Below are 23,874 nucleotides of genomic sequence, written 5' to 3'. Positions count from 1 at the left end.
AGCCATCTGAATGAGCGAGCGAATTGATCGCGAGTTCATTCCGATGGCGAGGTGTCTTGAGTAAGGCTCACTATGATCTCTCTCCCCGCTTATCGTTTGCTCGAGCAATTACACGACAGTGAACACTCCAGTGTGTTTCGCGCTATAGATGAGCGGGATTTGATGCCAGTGGTGCTCAAATTTTTTTATAAATCAAATCCTTCCCACCACCATATTGCACGTTTTAAGCGCGAATATGCGATTGCAGAGCGATTGTGCCATCCCAACATCTCGCGCCCGCTAGCATTGACACACCACGATGCCTACTGGGTGATGATTATGGAGGATCAACACGGGCAGTCGCTCAATCAACATCCGCAGCTGAAACAAGGCCGACCAATTGATCTGGCCTCGTTTTACGAGATTGCACTGCAACTATGCGCGGCATTGCAATTCATCCATCAACACAAAATCATTCACAAAGACATTAATCCCGCCAATTTGTGCTGGAATGAAACGACCCGCCAACTCCAAGTGATCGATTTTGGCGTAGCCAGTGAATTGGGCCAAGAAAGCCCACAAATTCAAAACCCACATACAATAGAAGGCACCCTGGCGTATATGTCGCCCGAGCAAACGGGACGCATGAATCGCATCGTTGACTATCGCTCTGATTTTTACTCGATGGGAATTACCTTTTACGAGCTGCTCGCGGGAAAAACGCCGTTTACCAGCTCGGATGCCATGGAAATGGTGCACTGCCATTTGGCGCAAACACCAGATTGGTCCTTGCCCGCATTTCAATCGCTACCACCCCACCTGATTACGCTTTTGCAACGACTGCTGGAAAAAAATGCTGAGGCACGCTATCAAAGTTTACAAGCGCTCATCAACGACTTAAAACATTGCCAAACTCAGCAATCAAATAATCCGAATCAAGAGATGGGTTTAAGCGATCACAACGGCGTATTTCAAATCCCACAAAAACTGTATGGTCGCGAGCAAGACGCCAAAGTGTTGATGGATGCATTTGACCGTGTCTGCACAGGGCAAAGTGAAATGCTCTTGGTGGCGGGGTTTTCTGGCATCGGCAAATCAGCGATTGTGAATGAAATTCAACGCGCTATTGTGGCTCGCCGTGGTTATTTTATGGCGGGCAAGTTCGACCAATATCAGCGCAATACGCCTTACTCATCGCTCATTCAAGCCTTTCAAGATTTGATCCGCCAATTACTGAGCGAGCCTCGCTCACAACTTGACCAATGGGCGGCCAAAATTCACGGAGCCTTGGGTGCCAATGCAGGGGTCATCACACAACTTATTCCCGAACTGAGCTTAATCATTGGCGATACCGAAGCCGTGGTTGAGTTGCCGCCACTCGAATCGCAAAATCGGCTCAACCGTCTTTTCGAGCGCTTTGTCCAAGTTTTTTCTAGCGAAGAACATCCTCTGGTGATCTTTCTGGACGATTTACAGTGGGTGGATCAACCCACATTAAAATTAATTGAGTGGAGTATGCGCGACGCGGATAAGCGCTACTTACTTTTAATCGGGGCTTACCGTGATAACGAGGTCGATTCGGCGCATCCTTTGATTGCACTGCGGGATGATTTACTCAAACGCCAAGTCACATTGCACACGCTCAATTTAGCGCCCCTGCAACAAAGTCACGTGAATGAATTGATCGCCGATGCACTGCACATGCCTGCGGCGGACTGCCAAACATTGGCGCAGCTTTGTTTCGACAAAACCCAAGGCAATCCGTTTTTCCTCAATCAATTTTTAAGCACCATTTATGAATTAGCGTACCTGAGTTTTGATTTTGAGCGTAATCACTGGTTGTGGGATATTGAGCAAATTGAAAAGGCCGACTTTACTGACAATGTTGTCGAATTAATGATCAGTAAAATTCGTCGACTACCCGAGCTGACTCAGCAACTGCTGCAATTGGCAGCCAGTATCGGCAACCGCTTTGATTTGAGTACGCTTGCGACCGTTTGCAAACGGACTCCCTACCAAACCCAAGCTGGTCTTTGGCCTGCCTTGCAAGCCGATTTGATTCTTCCCTTAGATCAACACTACAAATATCTGCAAGAAGACGACACCAAACCCCTCATCAGCTATCGTTTTTTACATGACCGTGTACAACAAGCGGCATATGCACTGGCAAGCGATGAACAGAAACAGCATCACCACCTGAGCATTGGCCGCTTACTGCTTAGCAAGGTGCCTAGCGACCATATTGACGATCAATTATTTACGATCATCGAGCAATTTAATGCCGGTCGGGTCTTAATTAGCGATCCTGCAGAACGGGTTGCGATTGCTCACTTAAATTTACAAGCAGGTCTAAAAGCACGCACCTCGGCAGCTTACCAAGCCGCGTTTCATCACTTGCAGATTGGCTTAAGCCTACTCACTACCGATTGCTGGCAAGCCTGCCCTCAACTCACGCTGGATTTACATATTAGTGCTGCAGAAAGCGCTTATCTTTCTGGCGATTTTGCCAGTGCCGAACGTATTTACCCGCTGGTGCTGCGTCAATCCACTAGGGTATTGGACCAAATCCGTTGCTATACAATACAAGCAAGCCAATACCAGCTAGAAGGCCGTTTCTTGGAAGCGATTGCGATTCAGCGCACAGGACTGCAGCTACTGGGTTTTTTGATCCCAACCGAGGATGCAGACTTACTCAAAGAAGTAGCGCAAGATTTTAGCGACATCGCCACTTTATGCGCCCATCGCTCGATGGCCGAACTGATGCAAGGCAGAACCCTAAGTGACGCTGAGCAACTTGCCGCGATGCAATTGTTATTTGGGATGTGGTATGCCAGCTACCTGGCCGGCTTACCCAATTTAAATGCACTAACAACGACGACCATGACCCGGCTTTCCTTACAGGCGGGGCATTGCGATATTTCACCGTTTGCCTATGTAAATTATGCCTTCATCGTCGCTTTTATTTTGCAACAACACGACGTCGCGGCGCAGTTTGGCGCCAGTGCGATTGAACTTGCCAATGCACAAACTAATTTAGCGATTCGTGGCAGTACACATTTTCTGTTTGCCACGTTTACTAATTACTGGCATCAGCCACTCAATACTTCGAATGCCTACTACGACAACGCATACACCTGGAGTTTGGAAAGTGGCGATTTTGCCACCGTCGGTTATATCGTCGCAGTTCGCTCGACCGACCGAGTGATTCAAGGGCAAAACCTCTCCGAACTATTAGCAAGTTGTGAACGCGATATTTTGCTACTGACCAGCACAGGGCAGCAGGATATGGTCGATTGCACCAGCGTAGGCACGGTGCAGTCTATTAAAAATCTACAAGGCCAAACACGACACGCAGCAACGTATGACGATGCGGAATTTAGCGAAGAAAAATTTCTGATCGACTACGCGAGCAAGCCATTGCATTTGGCCTATTTCTATCACGGAAAAATTCGAAATGCATTTTTGTTTGATACCGAGCAGGCAGAAGAATTAGCCGACAAACTCACTCTGGTCGAACAATATGTGCCTGGTCAATGCAAGATTCCAGAAGCGACTTTTTATACCGCCCTCATTCGGCTGCGCACACTACAACGCCAGCCAACACACGCAAACCATGCCGCAATTTATACCCAAGCCTTGCAGCTAAATGAAAAATTCCTCGCTTGGGCACAGCAATGCCCCGCCAATTTTGCGGCGCAGTCATTACTACTGCAAGCTCAACTCGCGCAATTAAATGGCGATACCGCCTGCGCGATTACGCTTTACCCACAAGCCATCGCCACCGCCAAAAACAATCAATATGTGAATTTAGCGGCACTGGCCAATGAATTGTATGGCGAATTCTGGCTGGTACAGCGGCAAGAACGGATTGCCGAGGTATTCTTCCGTGATGCCCTCCAGCTCTATCGTACATGGGGAGCAGAAGGCAAAGCTAAGCAATTACAATATCGCTACCCTGAGCTCGTTCCCGTCACGCGCAATAAAAATCGCCAAACAACTTCGATGACACCATTATCTGGAACCGCAAATACTGGAATGGGCAGTCTTCATTTTCTTGATCTTGCCTCGATTTTGAAAGCGAATCATGCGCTCTCCAGTGAAGTGGCACTCAGCCCAGTCTTAGCCAAGCTACTGGGCATCGTTAAAGAAAACTCTGGCGCACAAACCGTACGTTTGTTTCTCAGCAACACTAATCCAAAAGCAAGCACCGAAGCTTGGTTTTTGGAAGGCGAAGCATCCGACAATCAAGTCAACGTTCTGCAATCGCAAGCCATCGCGCTAAACGGACTCAGCAGCCCACTCTTGCCACTGTCTTTATTACGTTACGTGGTTCGCAGCGGCAAAGAAGTGATTGAGGAAAATATCTGCCACTCAGAAAATTATGCGATGGATCCATATGTGTTGGCTCAGCACCCTAAATCGGTGATGTGCCTGCCGATTATGCGGTTCTCCCAAGTGACTGGGGTGCTGTATTTAGAAAATAATTTAACCGCTGGGGCTTTTACTCAAGAACGCGTCGAATTTCTACGTGTGCTCGCGGTACAAGCGCTGATCTCAATTGATAATGCGCGCCTATACGACAGCCTAGAGCGTCAGGTCGCCGAACGCACCGCCAATCTGAATCAAACTTTGCTGGAACAGCAGGCAATTTTCGACAATACCGCCATCGGGATTGCTTTTGTCAAAGACCGTATCGTGCAGCGCTGCAATGCGGGCTTAGCCAAACTATTTGCTTACGAACGAGAAGAGCTGATCGGCCAGCCAACACGTATTTTTTATGCCAGCGATGAAGATGCCGAGCACTATGCCAAGATTGCTTATGCTCAAATCATGCAAGGCGGCTACCATGCTGACCTGCAATTAGTGAATAAACAGGGACAGAAGATTTACTGCGAACTCCACGCCCGTTTACTCGATAGCGAGCATCCAGAACAAGGCATCATCACCACTATCCAAGATATTTCGGAACGCAAACAAGCCGAACTTGCCTTAGCCGAAGCCAAAGAACGCGCCGAAGAAGCCACGCAAGCCAAATCGATGTTTCTGGCGAATATGAGCCATGAAATTCGCACACCAATGAACGCCGTCATGGGGATGAGCCGCCTTGCTTTAAAAATCGCCAACGACGAAAAGTTACGTAATTACCTGCAAAAAATTGTCATTTCGGCAGAAAATCTGCTCGGGATTATCAATGACATCCTCGATTTTTCGAAAATTGAAGCCGGTAAACTTGAATTGGAAACCATCCCATTTCAATTGGATAGCTTGCTCAATCCACTATCAGATTTAATCATGCTGCGTACCGAGGCGAAAGACGTCGAGGTCATTTTCCGCATTGCGCCGAATGTACCGCAACGTCTAATCGGTGATCGTTTACGCTTAAGCCAAGTGCTGAATAATTTGGCCAGCAATGCCAGCAAGTTTACCGAGCAAGGTGAGATTGTGCTCGACATCCGCGTCGAATCCCAACAGCACGACCGCGTGGCATTACGCTTTACCCTTAGCGACACAGGCATCGGGATGAGCCCAGCACAAATTGCCTCGCTATTTCAATCTTTCACTCAAGCAGATAGCTCGATCACGCGCAAATATGGTGGTACTGGCTTGGGGCTAAGTATCAGCAAGCAATTAGTCGAAATGATGGGCGGCCAGCTCACCGTTGGCAGCACACTGGGGCAAGGCAGTACATTCCGTTTTACGCTGGAATTAGGCACGGAGGCCAATCCTGCCGCTACTGGATTCGCTCATACAATCCCTCAGCGTGTACTCATTGTTGATGACCATGCGGTAGCCCGAGAAGTGCTTGCCGAAATGGTCAGCTCATTCGGCGCCCAAGTCGTACTGGCCGACTCCGGCAAAGCAGCCTTAGCCACCCTGATTAACGCCGCCAAAGCCAAGCAGCCTATTGACTTGGTGTTAATGGATTGGCAAATGCCGGAATGGGATGGCATCGAAACCATTGAACGTATACGCTCAGAATCCATACTTAGCAACAGCCCTACAGCAATACTCATGGTTACAGCCTATGCCCTCGATGACATCATGCGCCAAGCAAACCAAGTTAAGCCCGATGGATTCCTGGTAAAACCAGTTAGCCGACAACTGCTACACGAGCATTTCCAAACGCTGCTAGGCTCGAGCAGCAGTGCAACGACCACAGTCCCTCATCCACCCAGCGCGCCACTGTCGCTGCTCGATGGTGCGCGGCTATTGCTCGCTGACGACACCGAGTTTAATCGAGAAATTGTACTGGGCATTCTCGGCGAAGCGCGTATCACCATCGACATCGCCGAAAATGGCCAAATTGCCCTCGACAAGGTGCAGTCGACTCAATACGATTTGATTTTGATGGATATTCAAATGCCAATCATGGATGGTTTAAGCGCCAGCCGTGCGATACGGCAATTGGGTCTACAGTTACCAATTATCGCGATGACCGCTCACGCGATGGTGGGAGATCGCGACGCTAGCCTGGCCGCGGGAATGAATGCACACATTACCAAGCCAATCGATGCCGAAGAACTGATCCAAACACTGCAACACTGGATTTCACCACAACAACTGGTCGGCAGAACCGTGCCAGTTCAGCTGGAACAGCAAAGTAACTACGTAATCGAAACCAGCCAAGCCGCGCCAGTCACAGGACTCGACTTAACAGTAGCTTTAAAATTGCTAGGGGGCAATCAAGGTTTATTACAACGCTCCTTAGCGATTTTTTCCCGCGACTACGGAGCCGTTGGTCTAATCGTCGGCGAAGCTTTAGCCGAACGAAACTTACCACGGATTGCTGACAACGCACATGCAGTCAAGTCTGCGGCGGCCTACTTAGGCGCAGCTACGCTATCGAGCAGTGCTGCAGCGTTAGAAACGGCGGTACGCGTTGGCAAAGAGGCAGAAATTCCAGAACGTGTAGCGTATTTTCAGCAACAATTGGCCATTACGCTTGATGCGATTGCTCATACCGTCGAAGCGAGCGAGCCAGTGCCATCGAATGCTGAAAACAATATTAATCAAGCTTTGCAGCAACTAGATGCCATCGCCCCACTGATCCAAACAGGCAATTTTGCCGCTAACCGACAACTGGATGAGCTCAGTAAACTATTAGCGGCACGTTGGCAAAAACAGATTAGCGAAATTGGTCGCTTATTTGACTATATGGAAACGGACGCTGCAATCGCCGCGCTCGTTGAGCTACAACAGGCATTACGTGCCCAGCAGGATACATAATGAGCGAACGGCAAAAAATTTTGGTCGTGGATGATTCGGCCAGTAATCGACAACTCTTGGGCGAGCTATTGCAAGCAGACTACACCGTATTGTTAGCAAAAAATGGCGAACAAGCCTTGCTTCGGGCACGAGACCTCAAACCTGATTTGATCTTGCTGGATGTCATGATGCCTGAAATGGACGGCTATGAGGTGCTACGCTTACTCAAAGCCGATCCACAAACAGCGCCAATTGGGGTGATTTTTATCACGGGTCTTGACACGCCAGACGATGAAGAACGCGGTTTATTAATGGGAGCATCTGACTATATAACCAAGCCATTTCACTCTGCTGTAGTCAAAGCCCGCGTTGCGGTGCACATGCAAGTGGCTCGGCAACGCCGAATGCTGGAAATTTTAGCCAATATTGACGCCCTCACTGAGCTGCCTAATCGACGCCAACTCGATGTAGTGTTGGCCGCGGAATGCTCGCGCGCAGGACGCACTGGCAATCCTTTATCGGTCGCGTTGTTGGATGTTGATTATTTCAAACTATATAACGACTACTATGGTCATGCGATGGGCGATCGGGTACTGCAAACCATTGCCAGTGTACTGAATGGCAAAATGAAACGCCCTAGTGATTTAGCCGCCCGCTATGGCGGCGAGGAATTCGTTTTAATCATGCCAGACACCCTAATTGATGGCGCCCTCGAACTAGCTCAAGAGCTATGCCAGGCAATTGCTTCACTGCAAATTCCACACGAAAAATCAAAAGACTATGCATGTGTCACGGTGAGTATTGGCATCGCCAGCAGCTCAGCCAAGGTGCCGCCGACGGCCGAAAGCTTATTGCAAGTCGCCGATGCTCGCCTGTATCATGCCAAAGCTGCGGGTCGCAATCGAGCCTTGGCCACTTAAACGAAACAATACCGCACGCTTAATACCTCCACAGATTCAGGCTGAGCGGCCAATTGAAGCGCCGCCGTGAATGTAACACGCGAACGAGTTTTATACTCACTAGCACACCCAACCGACACACTAGGTATAACCTTGTAATACCTACAGAACATAGACAACAAAGCAATACCCTTATTATTTTGAGCAATTAATTTATGTTTTCTGCGAAATTGATTCGCCAAATCGAATCTGAACTACTCAAACACTCAGGCCGAATTTTGGTGGAAGACATCTCAGGCGAAACATTAATCATCAAGCGCCAAGAAGCCGCACGCCCACAATTTGGCTACACGCTATTAAATGCCTTGGCCAAAATATTTCGGCAGCCCTTGCTCTGCGCAGTACCGGCTCCCGGGGGCGCCGCCGCACAAGCCATCGAAATTCAGCGCCTCAGAACTCTGCGACAAGCGGGGGTTCCAGTACCTGAGGTGCGGCATATTGCCGATCAGTGGTTTGCAATGACCAGCGCTGGCACGCATTCAGTCGATGAATTGATTCGCACTTCGCCACAGCAGCAATTAGCCGTTTGGCAAGCAGGGCTAGCAGCGATTTTGCACGTCCATCAATGCGGTCAAAATTTAAGTCAAGCTTTTGCCCGCAACATCATGTGGCAAGATGGCAAGATTCAATTTATCGATTTTGAGGACGACCCCAGCAAAACGCTGCCCGTCGCCTACGCCCAAACCCGGGATTGGCTGCTCTATCTACACTCGACGGCATACCAAATGAATACCGATCCTGTGACCCTGACGAGGCTTTGGCAGCAACAACTACAACAAGATGACCCCGAAGTTCAGCAACTAGTGCAAAGTTGCAGCCAGCAATTAGCATTTTTGCGCCACCTTCCGCGCCAACGCAAGCCCTGGGGACGCGATGTCGTATCGCTACAAGGCGTTGGTGAACTATTGCACGTACTAAGAAAATAACGATGTATTGGCCTAACGCCTTTTTCTACGCTGCCTTAGCGACCAATACACCCAAAGTCGCCAAATAATATGCACCGAGAAAAAGGCAGATAAAGCCAATAGCAGCGCCAGCAAAGGCAAACCAATCAATAAAGGCGCCCCCAATGACTGGATCCAAACCCACATCGCCGACATCCAATCAACTAAACTCAAGGCAGAAAATGATGGCATCAACATCGTTTTAACCGCCCCGCTCGCCCCATACACCCACGCGCCAATTTGATAAGCCAACCAATAAATCGGCCCTATCGTTAATGGATTGGTATAGAAAGTACCTAAAATGGCAACGGGCAAGTTCACTCGAAAAATCAAACACAAAATCGACGAGGTAATCACTTGCAAGGGCCCCGGAATCAAGCCACCAATCATCCCGACCGCCAAGCCACCGGCCACCGATTTGCGATTTAAATGAAATAAATTCGGATGCTCAAACCAATGCGCAAAACGGCTAAGCCAGCGGTTTTGCAACATCGTTTGATGATTAGGTAGCCAACGACGTAAATATTTGCGGGGCATTCGGCAATTTTCTCGTGAATTTAGCTATGACAGACTGCATTATTGTCGCAAAATTCAATTATTCACTTCAGCAAATAAGATAAATAGAAAATCATGGTTGCCGTAACTCGCCCACTCGCCCAATCCATCGCTGAAGCAGCCGATCCTGACCGCTGGCTGATCGCCCTTTCCGAGCGTTATCCGCCACAAGAGCTGGCTCGTCTGCGTGAAGCGCTCGATTGGGTTGCCGAGTTATATAGCAATGCGCTCAATCCGGATACGCAAACTTCATTATTCATACACGCTGTTGCCAGTGCCTCCATCGTCGCTGATTTGCGTATGGATGCCAATGCAGTGATTGCGGCCTTGTTGTTTTGCGTGCCAGACAAGCTCAGTAGCGCCACCGAGCAAATTAACAAACGCTTTGGCAGTACAGTCGCCGCCTTGGTCGATGGCATTTTAAAAGTACGGCAATTACGCCAATTGGCACAGCCACAGCATGGCAAAGCAGAAGATTACGCACAACAAGTTGAAGCGCAGCGCAAAATGCTGTTGGCCATGGTGGAAGACATTCGTGCCGTGCTAATCAAGCTAGCGTGGCGCACGCAAACCATGCATAGCCTTGCTAACGTCAGCGAAGAACAGCGCCGGATTATTGCGCGCGAAACGCTGGATTTGTTTGCGCCACTGGCCAATCGACTGGGCGTTTGGCAAATCAAATGGGAGCTGGAAGACTTAGGTTTTCGCTATTTGCACACCGATACCTACAAAAAAATTGCCAAATTACTCGACGAACGCCGCGTTGATCGCGAACAGTTCATCGGGGATGTCATCAGCAAGCTGCGCGGCGAACTTGCGCTGGCTGGCGTGACTCATGTTGATTTAATGGGGCGGCCCAAACACATCTACAGCATCTGGAAAAAGATGCAGAAAAAGAAACTCGATTTTTCTGAGCTATACGATATTCGTGCGGTGCGGGTCTTGGTTGATGATGTCAAAGATTGCTACACTGTACTCGGGATTGTACATAACCTGTGGCAACCAATTCCGGGTGAATTTGACGATTACATCGCCCAACCAAAAGGCAATTTTTATCGCAGCTTACACACAGCGGTGATCGGGCCAGCAGACAAAGCCGTTGAAGTACAAATTCGTACTTTTGATATGCATGAACACGCTGAATTTGGCGTCGCAGCCCACTGGCGTTACAAAGAAGGCGGGAAAGGCGATTCGCGTTACGAAGAAAAAATCGCCTGGTTACGGCAATTGCTCGACTGGCGGGAAGACGTCGCCGGTGAGGCTGATTTCTCGGATGCATTTAAAGCTGAATTATTCGATGACACGATTTATGTGCTCACCCCTGCTGGGCGCGTTATTTCGCTGCCCAAAGGCAGTACCGCAGTCGATTTTGCTTACCACTTGCACACCGATCTAGGCCACCGCTGCCGTGGCGCTAAAGTTAACGGGGCGATTGTTCCACTCGGAACACCACTCGAAAATGGTCAACGTATTGAAATACTGGCCGCCAAAACCGGTGGTCCAAGTTTAGATTGGCTGCACCAAGGCTATATCAAAAGTCATCGCGCACAGCAAAAAGTACGCCACTGGATTCGTCAGCAACATCTCGATGTGGCGATTGAAGCAGGTCGTGCGCTATTTGACAAAGAATCTTCGCGCACCGGAGCGAATAATATTGGTCATGAACTAATTGCACAAAAATTAGGCTACAAACAAATCGAGGATGTATTTGCCGCCTTAGGGCAAGGTGAATGCTCATTACGAGCCCTAGCAATTGCCTTTAACGAATCATTAGCGCCAATTGATGAGCCTGACGAACCAGAAGACTTTGTTAAAACCGCACGCGCCAATCAAAGCGGCGAGGGTATATTAATCGAAGGGATAGACAAGCTCATGACCATGCTGGCTAAGTGCTGCAAACCGGTACCGCCAGATCAAGTAATGGGTTTTGTGACCAAAGGCCGCGGCATTTCCATTCACCGCACCGATTGCCTTACGCTGAAACGGCTCGCTTCTGAGGCGCCTGAACGTTTAATTAAAGCCGATTGGGGTAAATCGAGTGGCCACGTTTTTTCAGTTGATATTTTGGTCGAAACACTCGAAAGACCCAGTATGTTGCGGGACTTATCAGATGTGATGGTACGCGACAAAATCAACGTAACAGCTGTACATACACAAAATAAAGACGCTCGCTCCCAAATGCGCTTTACGATTGAAATCAAAGATAGCGAACAATTACATAAAGTTTTTGCCCGTCTTAAAGAAATACAAGGTGTGATTCGAGTATCACGACTTTAGCATTAACAAACATGACGTTTATTCAAACAAAACAATAAAAGATTTGTTTTTTATTGCCGATAAGATCTATTCTGATTTCACGTCTAAAGACATTATCGAGGCACGCCATGTTTAGTTCTCTACGCAATAAGTTAATTGCTTTTATTGCCCTCTTGCTGCTCATCACCGTAGGTTTAATTTCATTGGGTGGTTACTTCAAGATGCGAGGCGTCATGATTGACTCGTTGCATAGTGAAGTTGTCGCCACCGCAACAGGCAATAATGTGACGCTACGCGACTGGGTTTCTAGTCACAAGATGATTGTTGGCGCCATGGCGACAGCACTCAGCACAGCCGCTGACCCAATGCCGCCTTTAGTTCAAGGCGCAAAAAGTGCCAAGTTTGATTCGGCTTACTTTGGCAAAGCCGATAAGCAAATGATTACTAGCCGAGAGCTTGGATTACCAGCAGGCTACGATCCAACAAGCCGACCTTGGTACCAACAAGCCGTCGCAGAAAAACGCACCATCCTAACGGCCCCCTATGTTGATGCAGGTAGTAAACGCCTCACTATGTCGTTCGCGTCGCCAGTTGAAGCAAACGGAACGCTGCTAGGCGTGGTCGGCACCGATATTATGCTTGATGATATTGTAAAAGATGTTCTCAATATCAAACTCACAGGCGAAGGCTATGCGATCTTACTCGGTAAAGATGGCAAAGTACTTGTGCACAAAAATCAAGCGTATATCCAAAAACCAATTAACGAAATCAGCCCTGATTTATCTGTTGACTTACTTGCCAAATACGCCAGTGAGAAATCACTTAACACGATACAAATCGATGATAAATCTCGACTTGTCTACATTCAGCCGATTGAAGGCTCTGACATGTATCTGATGTTTGTTATTGATAAGGCAGTCGCACTTGCGCCGCTCAATCAACTGCTGATAATTGCGTTAGTCGCCTTGATTGGCCTGTTGGTAGTACTTATCCCAATCGCGAGTATGTTAGTAAGCAAAATGCTGGTGAACCTGCGTGTAATGCGTGATCGCATGCAGCAGATTGCCAGTGGTGGTGGAGACTTGACGCGTACGCTAAACATCCAAGGCAATGATGAAATCGCGCAAATGGCGATGGCTTTTAATCAATTTACAGGCCAACTTCGCACGATGTTTATTGATATCCGTAAAGAAACAGAGAACCTCACTCACGGTGTAACCGATATCAATAGCGTGCTACAACAACTGGCGAATGACTCTGCACTACTATCAGACTTGGCGGCTTCGAATGCCGCAACGATTGAAGAAATCACCGTCAGCATCAGCCACATTGCAGACAACTCAAATGACGCCAATCAGTTAGTGACGAGTACAGGTGCACTCTCTGGAGAATCGGCTTCAACTGTCCGTGAAGTAGCTAAAGAAGTGAGTCAATCAGCGGCGGAAGTAGAAGGCTTAGCGAGTCTCTTAAATAGTCTTAATCAACGCTCGCAGGAAATTAGCGGAATTATCCGAGTAATCAAAGAAATTGCCGACCAAACCAATTTATTGGCGCTGAACGCGGCGATTGAAGCGGCTCGAGCAGGTGAACAAGGCCGTGGATTTGCAGTTGTGGCAGATGAAGTTCGTAAATTAGCAGAGCGGACTGGTCATGCCACAGTTGAAATTACGGGCATGATCGATGGCATACGCAATGAAACGGATGCTGCTGTTGCCAACATGCAGTCGACGATTACCACCGTGCAAAGCGGCGTTACGCTCTCTGAATCTGCAGCCGAAAAAATTGCCCACATTCGTGAAAATATGCATACCGTGATGATCAAAATTGGCGAAATTGCACACTCAACCAAAGAGCAACAAGATGCTACAACGGCAATGGCGCAAAGTGCTGAAAACATCACTAACCAAATGCAGCAATCAGATGCTGCCCTGCACAGAGCAACCGGTGCAGTACATCAACTCAATGATTTGGCCGTATTCCTAAGGCAACTATTTGGTAATTTTAAACTTTAAATCCCATCATCTAAAAAGAACAAAGCCAGTGACAACTTCACTGGCTTTGTTCTTTAAAACATCTGACAAAGTTCTAATCTACACTCAAACGAAGTCAGTTTAGTTAACATCACTTACGCTTCTTTCTTACGCTTTATTAAGCTTCACAAAGACTAATACGAGAAATTGCAAGACAACTTACTAGGAAAAATGAATTAGCAAGCACGCTGATTTAAAGTTTTCCGTACTTACTCAGCAATTTATCCAGCCACTTAGATGCAGTTAAACGTTGCGGCATAGTGCCTTTGTACAGCAGCACCTCCAGATGTTCAAACGCCTCTCTCCGTTGGCCATTGCAGATCAATTGGGCAATATTTTTCAATACTTCATCATCTGAAACAAAGTCCCCTTCTTGAATTACAGGCCTAGACATGCTCTGAACTTCACGATCCAAAGGGCTTTCAGATTTTAAAGATTGACTAATTGACGCAACCTCTTCGCTCAATTCAAAAGAATCGGGGATTGAAGCAATAAAAACCTGCTCCGAGTTATCGGCATCTAGTGCTTGTTCTTGCAACGGAGAAAAATCAATCTCAAACTCAAGATCTTGTTTTGCTTGTACGTCATGACTCTCTGCCCCTCCATCATGAAGCTCAAACCCAGCCGCATTGTACAACCCGGCGCTCAAATTACGCTCAACAATCTCGACCTGAGCAGTCTCTGACACTGAAGCTAAATCAGACATCACATCCAGAGATTGATACAATGGATTGCTCGGATCAATTTGCAACCCTAAAGCTTGAACTTGTTGCCAAAGTGTTTCACTAGAAAACTGTAACCGGAATGCAACGGCGCGTTCTTGAAACAATTCAACCATATTATTTTGTTGGAACACATCAAATAGCTTCATCCAAAGCGCCAACGACGTTGGGCGTTCAGCAACCTCATGCATTAATAGATTGATCGCCTGTTTAGTGAGTCCATGATCAATTAATAATTGAGCCTCTTCAGCCACCGAATTTGGTGAAAATACATCAACATCTTCATCATGCCATTCTTGATCATCAATATTTCGCACAGGAATAGCGACTTCATCATCAACAAAACCACCAGTCCGAGGCATAAACTGGCTATGAAAGTTCGTTGAAGAGCGTGGAGTCGGCGCTGAACCATATGGATTGACATGCATTGTTGAGATGCCAAGCATCGAATAAGGCTCTTCTTGAGCTTGGCGTTGCAAAACATATCGACGCCACAATACAAGCGCAACGACAACAATAATTAGGGCGACCACGTACAGCCATGATAAAGAAAAGTAACTACTTGCCTGTCTTTGATTTTCAACTCGCAAAGGCGACGCTTCAACTGCGCTGGCTTTAAAACTTTCTAATTGTTTTTCTAATTGCGCAATCTGATACTTAAGCTGCAACATTTGCGAGGCCTGTTCATCACTTTCCAAAGACAACAAGCGTTCCCGTAACCGTAATGTTTCCTCAGGACTTAGCGAATTTTTCTGATTTAAATCGAGACTGGGCACAGACAGGCGAAGACGAAACTCTCCATTAGGTTGCGTTAAACTAGCACGAGGCAGTTCACTCGCAGAAGGAACCGCATCTAAAGTCAGCCTAGGCTGAGCCTCTTGCGGGGTCATTGCCTGTACTCGAGCAGGCTGGCTAACAACGGCAGGACTAGACAAAGGAGGAGGCAACTGCAAACGCCAATCGCCGCCAAGACGCACCGAAGTCCCTTGGGGTAAATCAGGATTTAAATCATAGATCGCCTCAATCAATCTTGCGCGCAACTTCTCATCATTCGGATAATATCTGCGGGCAATGCTGGCAACAGAATCTCCCTCTTCAGTCAACCAAGCGGTACCAAGTCGAGGCAAATTACGGCGATTCTGCTTGTTGCTACCGGCCATAATATCGCTAGGGCGACGACCTTGCGAGGCAATATACTCTCTAGGATCAAGTAGCACTCTATAGTCACGCTGAAAGACGCGATCTTCTTCACCTGGGCACTTTACACGCACAGACACATTCACTACAGGCTCTTGCTGGGTATCAAATCCATTAATCAACAGGCGGCCACCATCACCATCGTGCTGAAACGTCAATTTAGCTCGACGCAATGAATTGATCTCTGCATTATCATGCGGGCTAACTAAACGAAAACAATTGCTATTGATATCTTCATCATTGGTTGCTGCGACAGGGATACTCGCATCGAATCTCTCACCAAGCGCAGAATGAACGCGTATTTCACCCAGCATTGCCGCGCCCGAATTTACCATTAGCAAACTCAAAACGATAACGGCAAGCAGGCGAGAATCAAACATCAAATGGGGCCATTTTCTTATCATTATTTATTTTAAATAACTTACGCTATCCAAATTATAGTTCCAAAAAACAGCTTTAAAATTCAAAAAGCCATAAAAAAATACAGTTTCAACATCTAAAAATTACACAATATCGAGATGATCGAGCCCAGATAAAACATCTCTATTTTTAGATTCAGTCCCATTCAGTTTGATTTGCAAACGCAAGTCATTTACCGAATCCGCATTGCGAAGAGCATCTTCATAACTAATTCGATTTGCTTCAAACAAATCAAATAGCGATTGATCGAATGTCTGCATACCCAATTCACGAGATTTCTTCATAATTTCTTTGATCTCGTGTACCTCACCTTTAAAGATCAACTCCGAGATTAATGGTGAATTAAGCATTACCTCAACGGCAGCAACACGTCCTTTTCCTGATAAATGTGGAACCAACCGCTGAGAAACAAATGCTTTCAAATTCAGAGACAGATCCATCAGAAGCTGTGAGCGTCGCTCTTCAGGAAAAAAGTTAATAATCCGATCTAATGCTTGATTCGACGAGTTAGCATGCAAGGTTGCCATACATAAATGCCCCGTTTCAGCAAAAGCAATTGCATAGTCCATCGTTTCACGGTCGCGAATTTCACCGATCAAAATCACATCTGGAGCTTGTCGCAAGGTGTTTTTTAATGCGGCCATCCAAGAATCAGTATCAACGCCAACTTCACGTTGAGTAATGATCGAATTTTTATGCTCGTGTACATACTCAATTGGATCTTCAATGGTGATGATGTGATCGTAAGCATGTTCATTTCGATGACCAATCATCGCAGCCAAAGAAGTCGATTTACCAGAGCCCGTTCCACCAACAAAAATCACCAACCCCCGCTTTGTCATCGCAATATCACGCAGAACTGGCGGCAGATTCAGATCATCCAGTTTTGGAATTTCAGAATTAATCGTCCGCAACACCATACCAACCCGACCTTGCTGCATAAAAGCGTTTACACGAAAACGCCCCATCGTGCCTGGGCTAATCGCAAAGTTACATTCTTTATTCGCTTCAAAATCTTCAGCTTGGCGATCATTCATAATCGCACGAGCTAATTCTTTAGTGTGTTGTGCAGTCAATTGCTGGTTTGAAACAGGCGTGACTCGGCCATCAATTTTCATTGCTGGCGGAAAATCGACTGTAATAAATAAGTCCGAAGCATTTTTGCCGCGCATGTGGCGCAACAAATCATGCATAAATTTTGCGGCTTGTTCTTTTTCCATGATGCAAACTCTTAGCCTTTAAAATTATCAGGTATTGCAGCTTTACTACGCGCATCAGCAATTGAAACAATATTTCGTTGCACCAAATTTTGTAAACACTGATCTAGTGTTTGCATCCCATATTGCGAGCCAGTTTGAATGGATGAATACATTTGCGCAATTTTATTTTCGCGAATCAAATTTCGAATCGCCGGAATACCAATCATAATTTCATGCGCAGCAACACGACCTTGTCCATCCTTTGTTTTCAACAAAGTTTGTGAAATCACAGCACGCAATGACTCTGATAACATAGATCGCACCATCTCTTTCTCTGCCGCAGGGAATACGTCAACCACACGGTCAATCGTTTTGGCTGCGGATGTGGTATGTAACGTACCAAACACCAAATGCCCCGTTTCTGCGGCGGTCAGCGCTAGACGGATGGTTTCCAAATCACGCATTTCTCCCACCAAAATTACATCAGGGTCTTCACGCAAAGCACTACGCAACGCGTTCGAAAATGACATCGTGTGCGGTCCCACTTCACGCTGATTAATCAAACATTTTTTTGATTGGTGCACAAATTCAATTGGGTCTTCAACCGTCAAGATATGACCATAATCGTTATCATTAATGAAATTAATCATTGCGGCCAAGGTAGTTGACTTACCCGAACCAGTCGGGCCGGTCACTAACACCAAGCCACGCGGATTTTGTGCAATATCTTGGAATACTTTAGGAGCACCTAAGTCTTCCAAAGAAAGTACTTTAGAAGGAATCGTCCGAAATACCGCACCAGCGCCGCGATTTTGTACAAAAGCATTTACACGGAAACGCGCAAGATTAGGGATTTCAAATGAAAAATCGCACTCTAGCGTGTCTTCGTAAATTTTACGCTGGCCATCATTCATAATGTCGTACACCATATCGTGTACGTCTTTATGCTCCATCGCAGGTAAATTAATACGGCGCACATCTCCGTGCACACGAATCATTGGCGGCAAGCCTGCGGAAAGATGTAAGTCGGATGCTTTATTCTTTACCGAAAAGGCTAAGAGTTCTGAGATTTCCATTTATAATTCTTCCTCTTATCCATCTAAAGGCCTCAAGCTAGCCCTAATTGAAATAAAGGGCGTATTGGCCCTTGAGTGATTGTGTTCATTATGGCAACGATATTTACTGCATTGCAAGACGTACAAGCGAGGATTCACGCTGCATGCACAACTGCATCGCGCAATGATAATGAAGTTACCCTGTTAGCGGTCAGTAAAACTTTCCCAAGTCAGGACATCCGCACGCTTTATCAGCATGGCCAGCGTGCATTCGGAGAAAACTACGCACAAGAGTTAGCAAGCAAACAACAAGAGCTAAGCGATTGTACCGATTTAGAATGGCACTTTATTGGCCCATTACAAAGTAATAAAACTCGCTTAGTCGCTGAAAACGCGGCATGGGTGCATACTATTGATCGCTTCAAAATCGCTGAACGGCTCGCAAAACAGCGCCCGAGCGATATGCCGCAGCTCAATATTTGCCTTCAAGTCAACGTTTCTGGTGAAGATAGCAAGTCTGGCGTCGCACCAAATGAATTACTCGACTTGGCGCAACAAGTCAGTCAATTGCCTGAGCTCAAAATTCGTGGCTTGATGTGTATACCCGAAGCCACTGATAATGCCAGTCGGTTAACAACGCAATTTGCCACATTAGTGAAACTCAAAGAACAACTCAACAGTCAAGGCTTTGCACTAGACACCCTTTCAATGGGCATGTCGGCGGATTTAGAACTCGCAATTGCATCCGGATCCACTTTAGTTCGCATTGGTAGCGCTATTTTTGGCGCAAGAACTTATCCACCAGGAAATACTGCACCATGAAAATTACCTATATCGGCGGCGGCAATATGGCAGCGGCCATGATTGGCGGCATGTTAACGCAAGGCTTTACCGGCAAAGACATTCATGTCGTAGAGCCAGACACTGGCAAACGCGCTGAGCTTAGCGCGCAATATGGCATCAGCACCAGCGCGCCGGAGGAACGTATCCCCGCCAGCCAAGTGATTGTATTTGCGATCAAACCCCAGCAATTTCGCGCTGTCGCCGCGCAAATTCTGCCGCAAGTGAACGATGCGCTAGTGATTTCAATTGCCGCTGGGATACGCGCCGAAACTATTTCTAAATGGCTCAATGGCTATGAGCGGATTATCCGCGTGATGCCCAATACCCCTGCGCTGGTGCAAGCTGGCATTTCCGGCGTCTATGCAGCAGCAGAAGTAACAAGCGATGATAAGGCACTCACAGAGCGTATTTTAGCCTCGATTGGTGAGCAAGTTTGGGTCGATGATGAAAGCCAAATCGACGGCATTACGGCGATTTCAGGTAGCGGCCCGGCCTATGTCTTTTACTTTATGGAAGCGCTACAAGCCGCAGCCAAAGCCCAAGGCTTTAATGCCGACATTGCACAAAAGCTGGCCTATCAGACTTTTGCTGGCGCAGTAAAATTAGCCATAAATAGTGATGACGACGCAGGAACCTTGCAAGTCAAAGTGACCTCTAAAGGCGGCACCACCGAGCGCGCGATTAAGGCGCTTGAAACTAGCCAAGTACGCTCAACAATTATCGCCGCAGCATCGGCTGCCGCCGCCCGTTCCCGTGAGTTAGGCGACGAACTGGGTCGTGATACCGAATAATCAAGAGGACGCACTATGTTGACCAGCGTATTCGATTTTTTGCTGCGCAATATTTTAGATTTTTTTATTTTATTGCTATTGGCGCGCTTTTATTTTCAAGCCGCCAAAGTGTCATTTCGCCATCCACTCGGTCAGTTCGTGCTGGCACTCACTAATTGGATCGTACTACCAACACGCCGCTTGATTCCGCCGTTCAAGGGTTATGACAGCACCAGCATGATACTGGCTTGGCTCTGCGCGCTGACGATGCACGCAATGCTGCTAGCGATTAGCCCTTGGCCGTTCAACTTTATGTCGGCTGAGTCGATTCTGGCGCTGATATTAATTGCGACGCTTGAGCTGTTCAAAATGTCCTTGTACCTGTTATTTGCTGCGGTAATTGGTCAGGCCTTAATGAGCTGGCTGTCACCGTACAATCCATTTATGCCCATCGTTTCTGGATTAACGGCTCCCTTTTTACGCCCGATTCAAAAGGTCATTCATCCGATTGGTGGCGTCGACATTACTCCATTTATTTTGATTCTGATCATTCAGCTATTACTGAATGTGTTTGTCGCCCAAATGGAGCCCTTTATTTTGCAACAAGTCGTGGTATCTGCGTAATGGCTCACAATCGTTGGTTTACTCAAAATGGCGCTAGTTTAACTTTACGGATTCACGTTCAGGCTAGCGGTAAGAAAACTGAATGTCTGGGCTACTACGGTGATGCGCTCAAAATTCGTGTCGCAACGCCGCCAGTGAGCAGCAAAATGAATTTATGCTTAGTGACTTGGTTGGCCGATCAATTTGGCGTTCGGCCACAGCAAGTAGGACTGCTGAGTGGTGAAAACACCCAAAACAAAGTTTTCACCATTACAGGCAGCAAGGTATCACCAGAAAAGCTAAACCCTGCATAGCCTAGCAAGCAATACCCACTAGCGCTCGATGCGAGGTGTTTCATCAATAGGGTCAACACGGCGATATTCGGCATCGATGATGCCGTCATCTACCTTGGTTTGACCCAAATTCGATTTGCTTTTCCATGGTAGTAACAACACCAAAGCAATCACATCGCTGATTAAACCAGGAATAATCAGCAAAATGGCCGCAACAAAGTAACGCGCAATGCCAAACAAACTATTCACGCCGACTTGGCCCGAACGCATATCGTTCATCAATTTAAGCCCAACGGCGAGCCGACTATGCCGCAACATCAAAACGCCACACGCAAATGAGGCCACCATCCAAACTACGGTCCAAGCGGTACCAATGGCATCTGCCAGCCATATTAATGACATCACCTCGGCAAATGGGTAGGCCAACAATAATCCAAACAAAAGGTAAGGCATGACAACTCCAACTGAAATATTAATCGTGTGGTGCAACTGTCCTGATCAAACTACCGCCACTGCGCTAGCCTCAGGCCTAGTCAAAGAAAAACTCGCTGCGTGTGTGAACGTTTTACCCGCTGTGCAATCTATCTACCATTGGGAAGATAGGCTTGAAAGCGCCAATGAAGTTCCATTGATGATCAAAACCAGCGTCACTGCATATCCAAAATTAGAAGGCTGGCTACAAACCCACCATCCTTATACAATTCCTGAGATTATCGCACTTCCTGTGACCTATGGCTTGCCCAGCTACCTAGCTTGGGTGCAAGCGGAAACGATTGAGACCAAAGCATGAACCGTTTTTTAAGCTGGCTACTATTTTGCCTAATCACCTTCAGCGCACAGGCTGAAACCCAATTTTTACCGCCAGAAAAAGCATTTGTTCCGCAGTTAACTCAACTCAACGAACAAACTTTGGTCGCTCATTTTAGCGTGGCACCCAATTATTACCTGTATCGCGACCGGATGAGTTTTTCGGCGGCCGGACAAACCATCGAAGCGGTATTCCCAAAAGGCAAAATCAAAGACGATCCAAGCTTTGGCAAAGTCGAAGTTTACGGACACGACGTTGAGATTCAACTTAAATTCAAAACAGCCGTTCCGGCCAATCAAGTGATCACCTTCAAATACCAAGGTTGTGCCGATGCGGGGATTTGCTACCCACCACAGACACAACAATTACAAGTTGGTAAAAATACCTCAGGCAATCAGCTCAAAGATCTATTTGGTGCAAGTGCCCCACCAAACCCACAGACTACGAGTGAACCCGATTATTTTTCTGGCGGTTTTTTCGGCACGCTTGGCGTGTTTTTTTTGGCCGGAATTGGCCTTGCGCTCACCGCCTGCATGTATCCACTGATCCCGATTGTATCGGGCATCGTGATTGGACATAACGCCAAAGCAGTCAAACCGAAACGCTGGCAAGCCTTTGGTTTAACTTTTGTCTATGTCCAAGGGATGGCGCTCGCATATACAGTGCTCGGCATCACTGCGGCTGCTACTGGCACTTTATTGGTCGTCGCCCTGCAGCAACCATGGGTCATTGCCGCGTTCGCATTATTTTTTGTCCTGATGGCACTCGCGATGCTCGGCGTATTTCATTTGCAACTGCCACAAGGCCCGCACAATTTCATCAATAATTTGGCTAATCGCCTACCCGGCGGCCGCTGGCTCTCTGTATTTGTAATGGGGCTATTATCAGCACTCTTGGTTGGCCCTTGCATCGCCCCACCGCTGGCCGCAGCCCTCGCCTACTTGGGCAAAACAGGCGATTTGGTACTGGGTGGCACCGCCTTATATGTAATGGCACTTGGCTTAGGCCTACCACTGTTATTGATTGGTGCGTTTGGCTCGACCATTTTGCCGCGCCTATCTGGGCGCGTGATGCACGGCATCAAGCTGTTTTTTGGGGTTGTATTATTAGCGATGGCGGTTTGGGTATCGCGTCCACTCTGGGCACCCCACTTTGCGCCAATACAACACGAACTCAGCTTCCAAACCGTCAGCTCAAGCGCGCAACTGGATCAAGCACTACTAGCGGCTCGCGGCAAAACCGTTATGCTCGATTTTTATGCCGACTGGTGCGTAGCCTGTATTGAATTTGAGCGTGAAACGCTAAGCGACAAAACCGTGCAAAATGAATTAACAGATGTCGTGCTAATTCGCTTGGATGTTACTAAAAATAGTAGCGACGATGCAGCGCTACTCGCTCGCTATGGCCTCTACGGCCCACCTGCGCTGATTTTCTATAGCCCGAATGGGCAAGAACTAAAGCCTCGCGTGATTGGCTTTCAAAAGCCAAGCGAGTTTTTGCAAACACTTGAACAAATCAAGGCACAACCATGAGACAGCTCATCCTCGCGATCAGCCTGATCGCTACCAGCCAAATCGCACTAGCCGCCGATTTTATGGCCGCCAGCTTTCCTGATCTAAGCGGCAAACCGCAGGCTATGAAGCAATGGCAAGGCAAACCGATCGTGGTGAATTATTGGGCCACATGGTGCGGACCTTGCCGCCAAGAAATGCCGGAATTGGTCGAATTACAGAAAAAATACCAAGGCAAAGTTCAGTTTATTGGCATTGCCATCGACGAAGTCCAGCCTGTGAGCGTGTTTGTTAAACAGTACAAAGTTAATTTCCCGATCTTGATCGGCGGCAATAACGCCATGACATTGATGCGCGCGCAAGGGAATGTGCAGGGAGGCCTACCCTTTACCGTGATTTACGACGCCAAGGGCAATCAGATTGCAAAGGAATTGGGAAGGCTGAGCAAGGAAAAATTAGACGGCCAGCTCAAAGCGCTAACCAAGTGAGGTATATGAGCGCAGCCATTATCAAACAAAGGCTGC

The 23,874-nt window shown here is 47.4% G+C and carries 17 protein-coding genes; 12 read left to right on the top strand and 5 right to left on the bottom strand.

Annotation, left to right across the window (positions count from 1 at the left end; translation table 11 throughout):
- Positions 1-72 precede the first annotated feature (72 nt).
- The 3 genes from GM173_RS13495 to GM173_RS13485 all read left to right on the top strand — a co-directional run bounded on the left by GM173_RS13495 (position 73) and on the right by GM173_RS13485 (position 9,070).
- Positions 73-7,206 carry a response regulator gene (locus tag GM173_RS13495; protein WP_203571909.1) on the top strand — a complete coding sequence of 2,378 codons (7,134 nt, stop codon included), beginning with the start codon at positions 73-75 and terminating at the stop codon, positions 7,204-7,206.
- Positions 7,206-8,105 (top strand): diguanylate cyclase, encoded by a 900-nt coding sequence (locus tag GM173_RS13490; RefSeq protein ID WP_203571908.1) that lies wholly within the window; start codon positions 7,206-7,208, stop codon positions 8,103-8,105. The genes GM173_RS13495 and GM173_RS13490 overlap by 1 nt, the downstream gene beginning before the upstream one ends.
- 194 nt (positions 8,106-8,299) lie before the next feature.
- Positions 8,300-9,070 carry a BUD32 family EKC/KEOPS complex subunit gene (locus GM173_RS13485; RefSeq protein WP_203571907.1) on the top strand — a complete coding sequence of 257 codons (771 nt, stop codon included), beginning with the start codon at positions 8,300-8,302 and terminating at the stop codon, positions 9,068-9,070.
- Between the two features lie 12 nt (positions 9,071-9,082).
- Here the strand turns inward: GM173_RS13485 and GM173_RS13480 are convergent, their stop codons facing one another.
- On the bottom strand, positions 9,083-9,625 hold the full coding sequence (locus GM173_RS13480) for a DUF2062 domain-containing protein (RefSeq protein ID WP_203571906.1): 543 nt from the start codon (positions 9,623-9,625) through the stop codon (positions 9,083-9,085).
- A 93-nt stretch (positions 9,626-9,718) separates the two neighbouring features.
- Here GM173_RS13480 and GM173_RS13475 point away from each other — a divergent pair, with 93 nt between their 5' ends.
- The gene (locus tag GM173_RS13475) at positions 9,719-11,920 is read left to right on the top strand and encodes a RelA/SpoT family protein (RefSeq protein WP_203571905.1); all 2,202 of its coding nucleotides are present in this window, start codon (positions 9,719-9,721) and stop codon (positions 11,918-11,920) included.
- A gap of 107 nt (positions 11,921-12,027) precedes the next feature.
- Entirely contained in the window at positions 12,028-13,911 is a 1,884-nt protein-coding gene (locus tag GM173_RS13470) for a methyl-accepting chemotaxis protein (RefSeq protein ID WP_203571904.1), read from the top strand.
- Positions 13,912-14,122: 211 nt separating this feature from the next.
- On the opposite strand, the gene GM173_RS13465 is transcribed toward GM173_RS13470, so the two are convergent.
- The 3 genes from GM173_RS13465 to GM173_RS13455 form a co-directional block, all read right to left on the bottom strand.
- Positions 14,123-16,162, bottom strand: a complete 2,040-nt coding sequence (locus tag GM173_RS13465; RefSeq protein WP_444542502.1) for a type IV pilus assembly protein FimV — start codon at positions 16,160-16,162, stop codon at positions 14,123-14,125.
- Positions 16,163-16,351: 189 nt separating this feature from the next.
- Entirely contained in the window at positions 16,352-17,488 is a 1,137-nt protein-coding gene (locus tag GM173_RS13460; protein WP_275412355.1) for a PilT/PilU family type 4a pilus ATPase, read from the bottom strand.
- An 11-nt stretch (positions 17,489-17,499) separates the two neighbouring features.
- On the bottom strand, positions 17,500-18,543 hold the full coding sequence (locus GM173_RS13455; RefSeq protein WP_203571902.1) for a type IV pilus twitching motility protein PilT: 1,044 nt from the start codon (positions 18,541-18,543) through the stop codon (positions 17,500-17,502).
- 90 nt (positions 18,544-18,633) lie between these two features.
- Between GM173_RS13455 and GM173_RS13450 the strand changes: the two genes are divergently transcribed.
- Genes GM173_RS13450 through GM173_RS13435 form a run of 4 tightly spaced genes read left to right on the top strand, consistent with a single transcriptional unit; the run spans position 18,634 to position 21,052 of the window.
- Positions 18,634-19,344: a YggS family pyridoxal phosphate-dependent enzyme gene (locus GM173_RS13450; protein ID WP_203571901.1), complete on the top strand. Its 711-nt coding sequence runs from the start codon at positions 18,634-18,636 to the stop codon at positions 19,342-19,344.
- Positions 19,341-20,156 (top strand): pyrroline-5-carboxylate reductase, encoded by an 816-nt coding sequence (gene proC, locus GM173_RS13445; RefSeq protein WP_203571900.1) that lies wholly within the window; start codon positions 19,341-19,343, stop codon positions 20,154-20,156. Before GM173_RS13450 ends, proC begins: the two co-directional genes overlap by 4 nt.
- A 15-nt stretch (positions 20,157-20,171) precedes the next feature.
- Positions 20,172-20,759: a YggT family protein gene (locus GM173_RS13440; RefSeq protein WP_203571899.1), complete on the top strand. Its 588-nt coding sequence runs from the start codon at positions 20,172-20,174 to the stop codon at positions 20,757-20,759.
- On the top strand, positions 20,759-21,052 hold the full coding sequence (locus GM173_RS13435) for a DUF167 domain-containing protein (RefSeq protein ID WP_203571898.1): 294 nt from the start codon (positions 20,759-20,761) through the stop codon (positions 21,050-21,052). Before GM173_RS13440 ends, GM173_RS13435 begins: the two co-directional genes overlap by 1 nt.
- Positions 21,053-21,070: 18 nt before the next feature.
- Here GM173_RS13435 and GM173_RS13430 read toward each other — a convergent pair whose 3' ends face one another.
- Entirely contained in the window at positions 21,071-21,484 is a 414-nt protein-coding gene (locus GM173_RS13430) for an FxsA family protein (protein WP_203571897.1), read from the bottom strand.
- Here GM173_RS13430 and cutA point away from each other — a divergent pair.
- From cutA to GM173_RS13415, 3 genes are read left to right on the top strand one after another with little or no spacing between them, the layout of a single operon-like run.
- Entirely contained in the window at positions 21,483-21,821 is a 339-nt protein-coding gene (gene cutA, locus GM173_RS13425; protein WP_203571896.1) for a divalent-cation tolerance protein CutA, read from the top strand. The two genes, GM173_RS13430 and cutA, sit on opposite strands and share 2 nt — an antisense overlap.
- Entirely contained in the window at positions 21,818-23,371 is a 1,554-nt protein-coding gene (dsbD, locus tag GM173_RS13420) for a protein-disulfide reductase DsbD (RefSeq protein ID WP_203571895.1), read from the top strand. The genes cutA and dsbD overlap by 4 nt, the downstream gene beginning before the upstream one ends.
- Complete coding sequence (locus tag GM173_RS13415; protein WP_203571894.1) at positions 23,368-23,838, top strand: TlpA family protein disulfide reductase; 471 nt, start codon at positions 23,368-23,370, stop codon at positions 23,836-23,838. Before dsbD ends, GM173_RS13415 begins: the two co-directional genes overlap by 4 nt.
- Positions 23,839-23,874: the final 36 nt, after the last annotated feature.

The sequence above is a fragment of the Deefgea chitinilytica genome, assembly GCF_016881405.1.
GTDB lineage: Bacteria > Pseudomonadota > Gammaproteobacteria > Burkholderiales > Chitinibacteraceae > Deefgea > Deefgea chitinilytica.
Note: the sequence above shows the minus strand (reverse complement) of the source record. Positions and strands in the feature narration are given on the sequence as shown.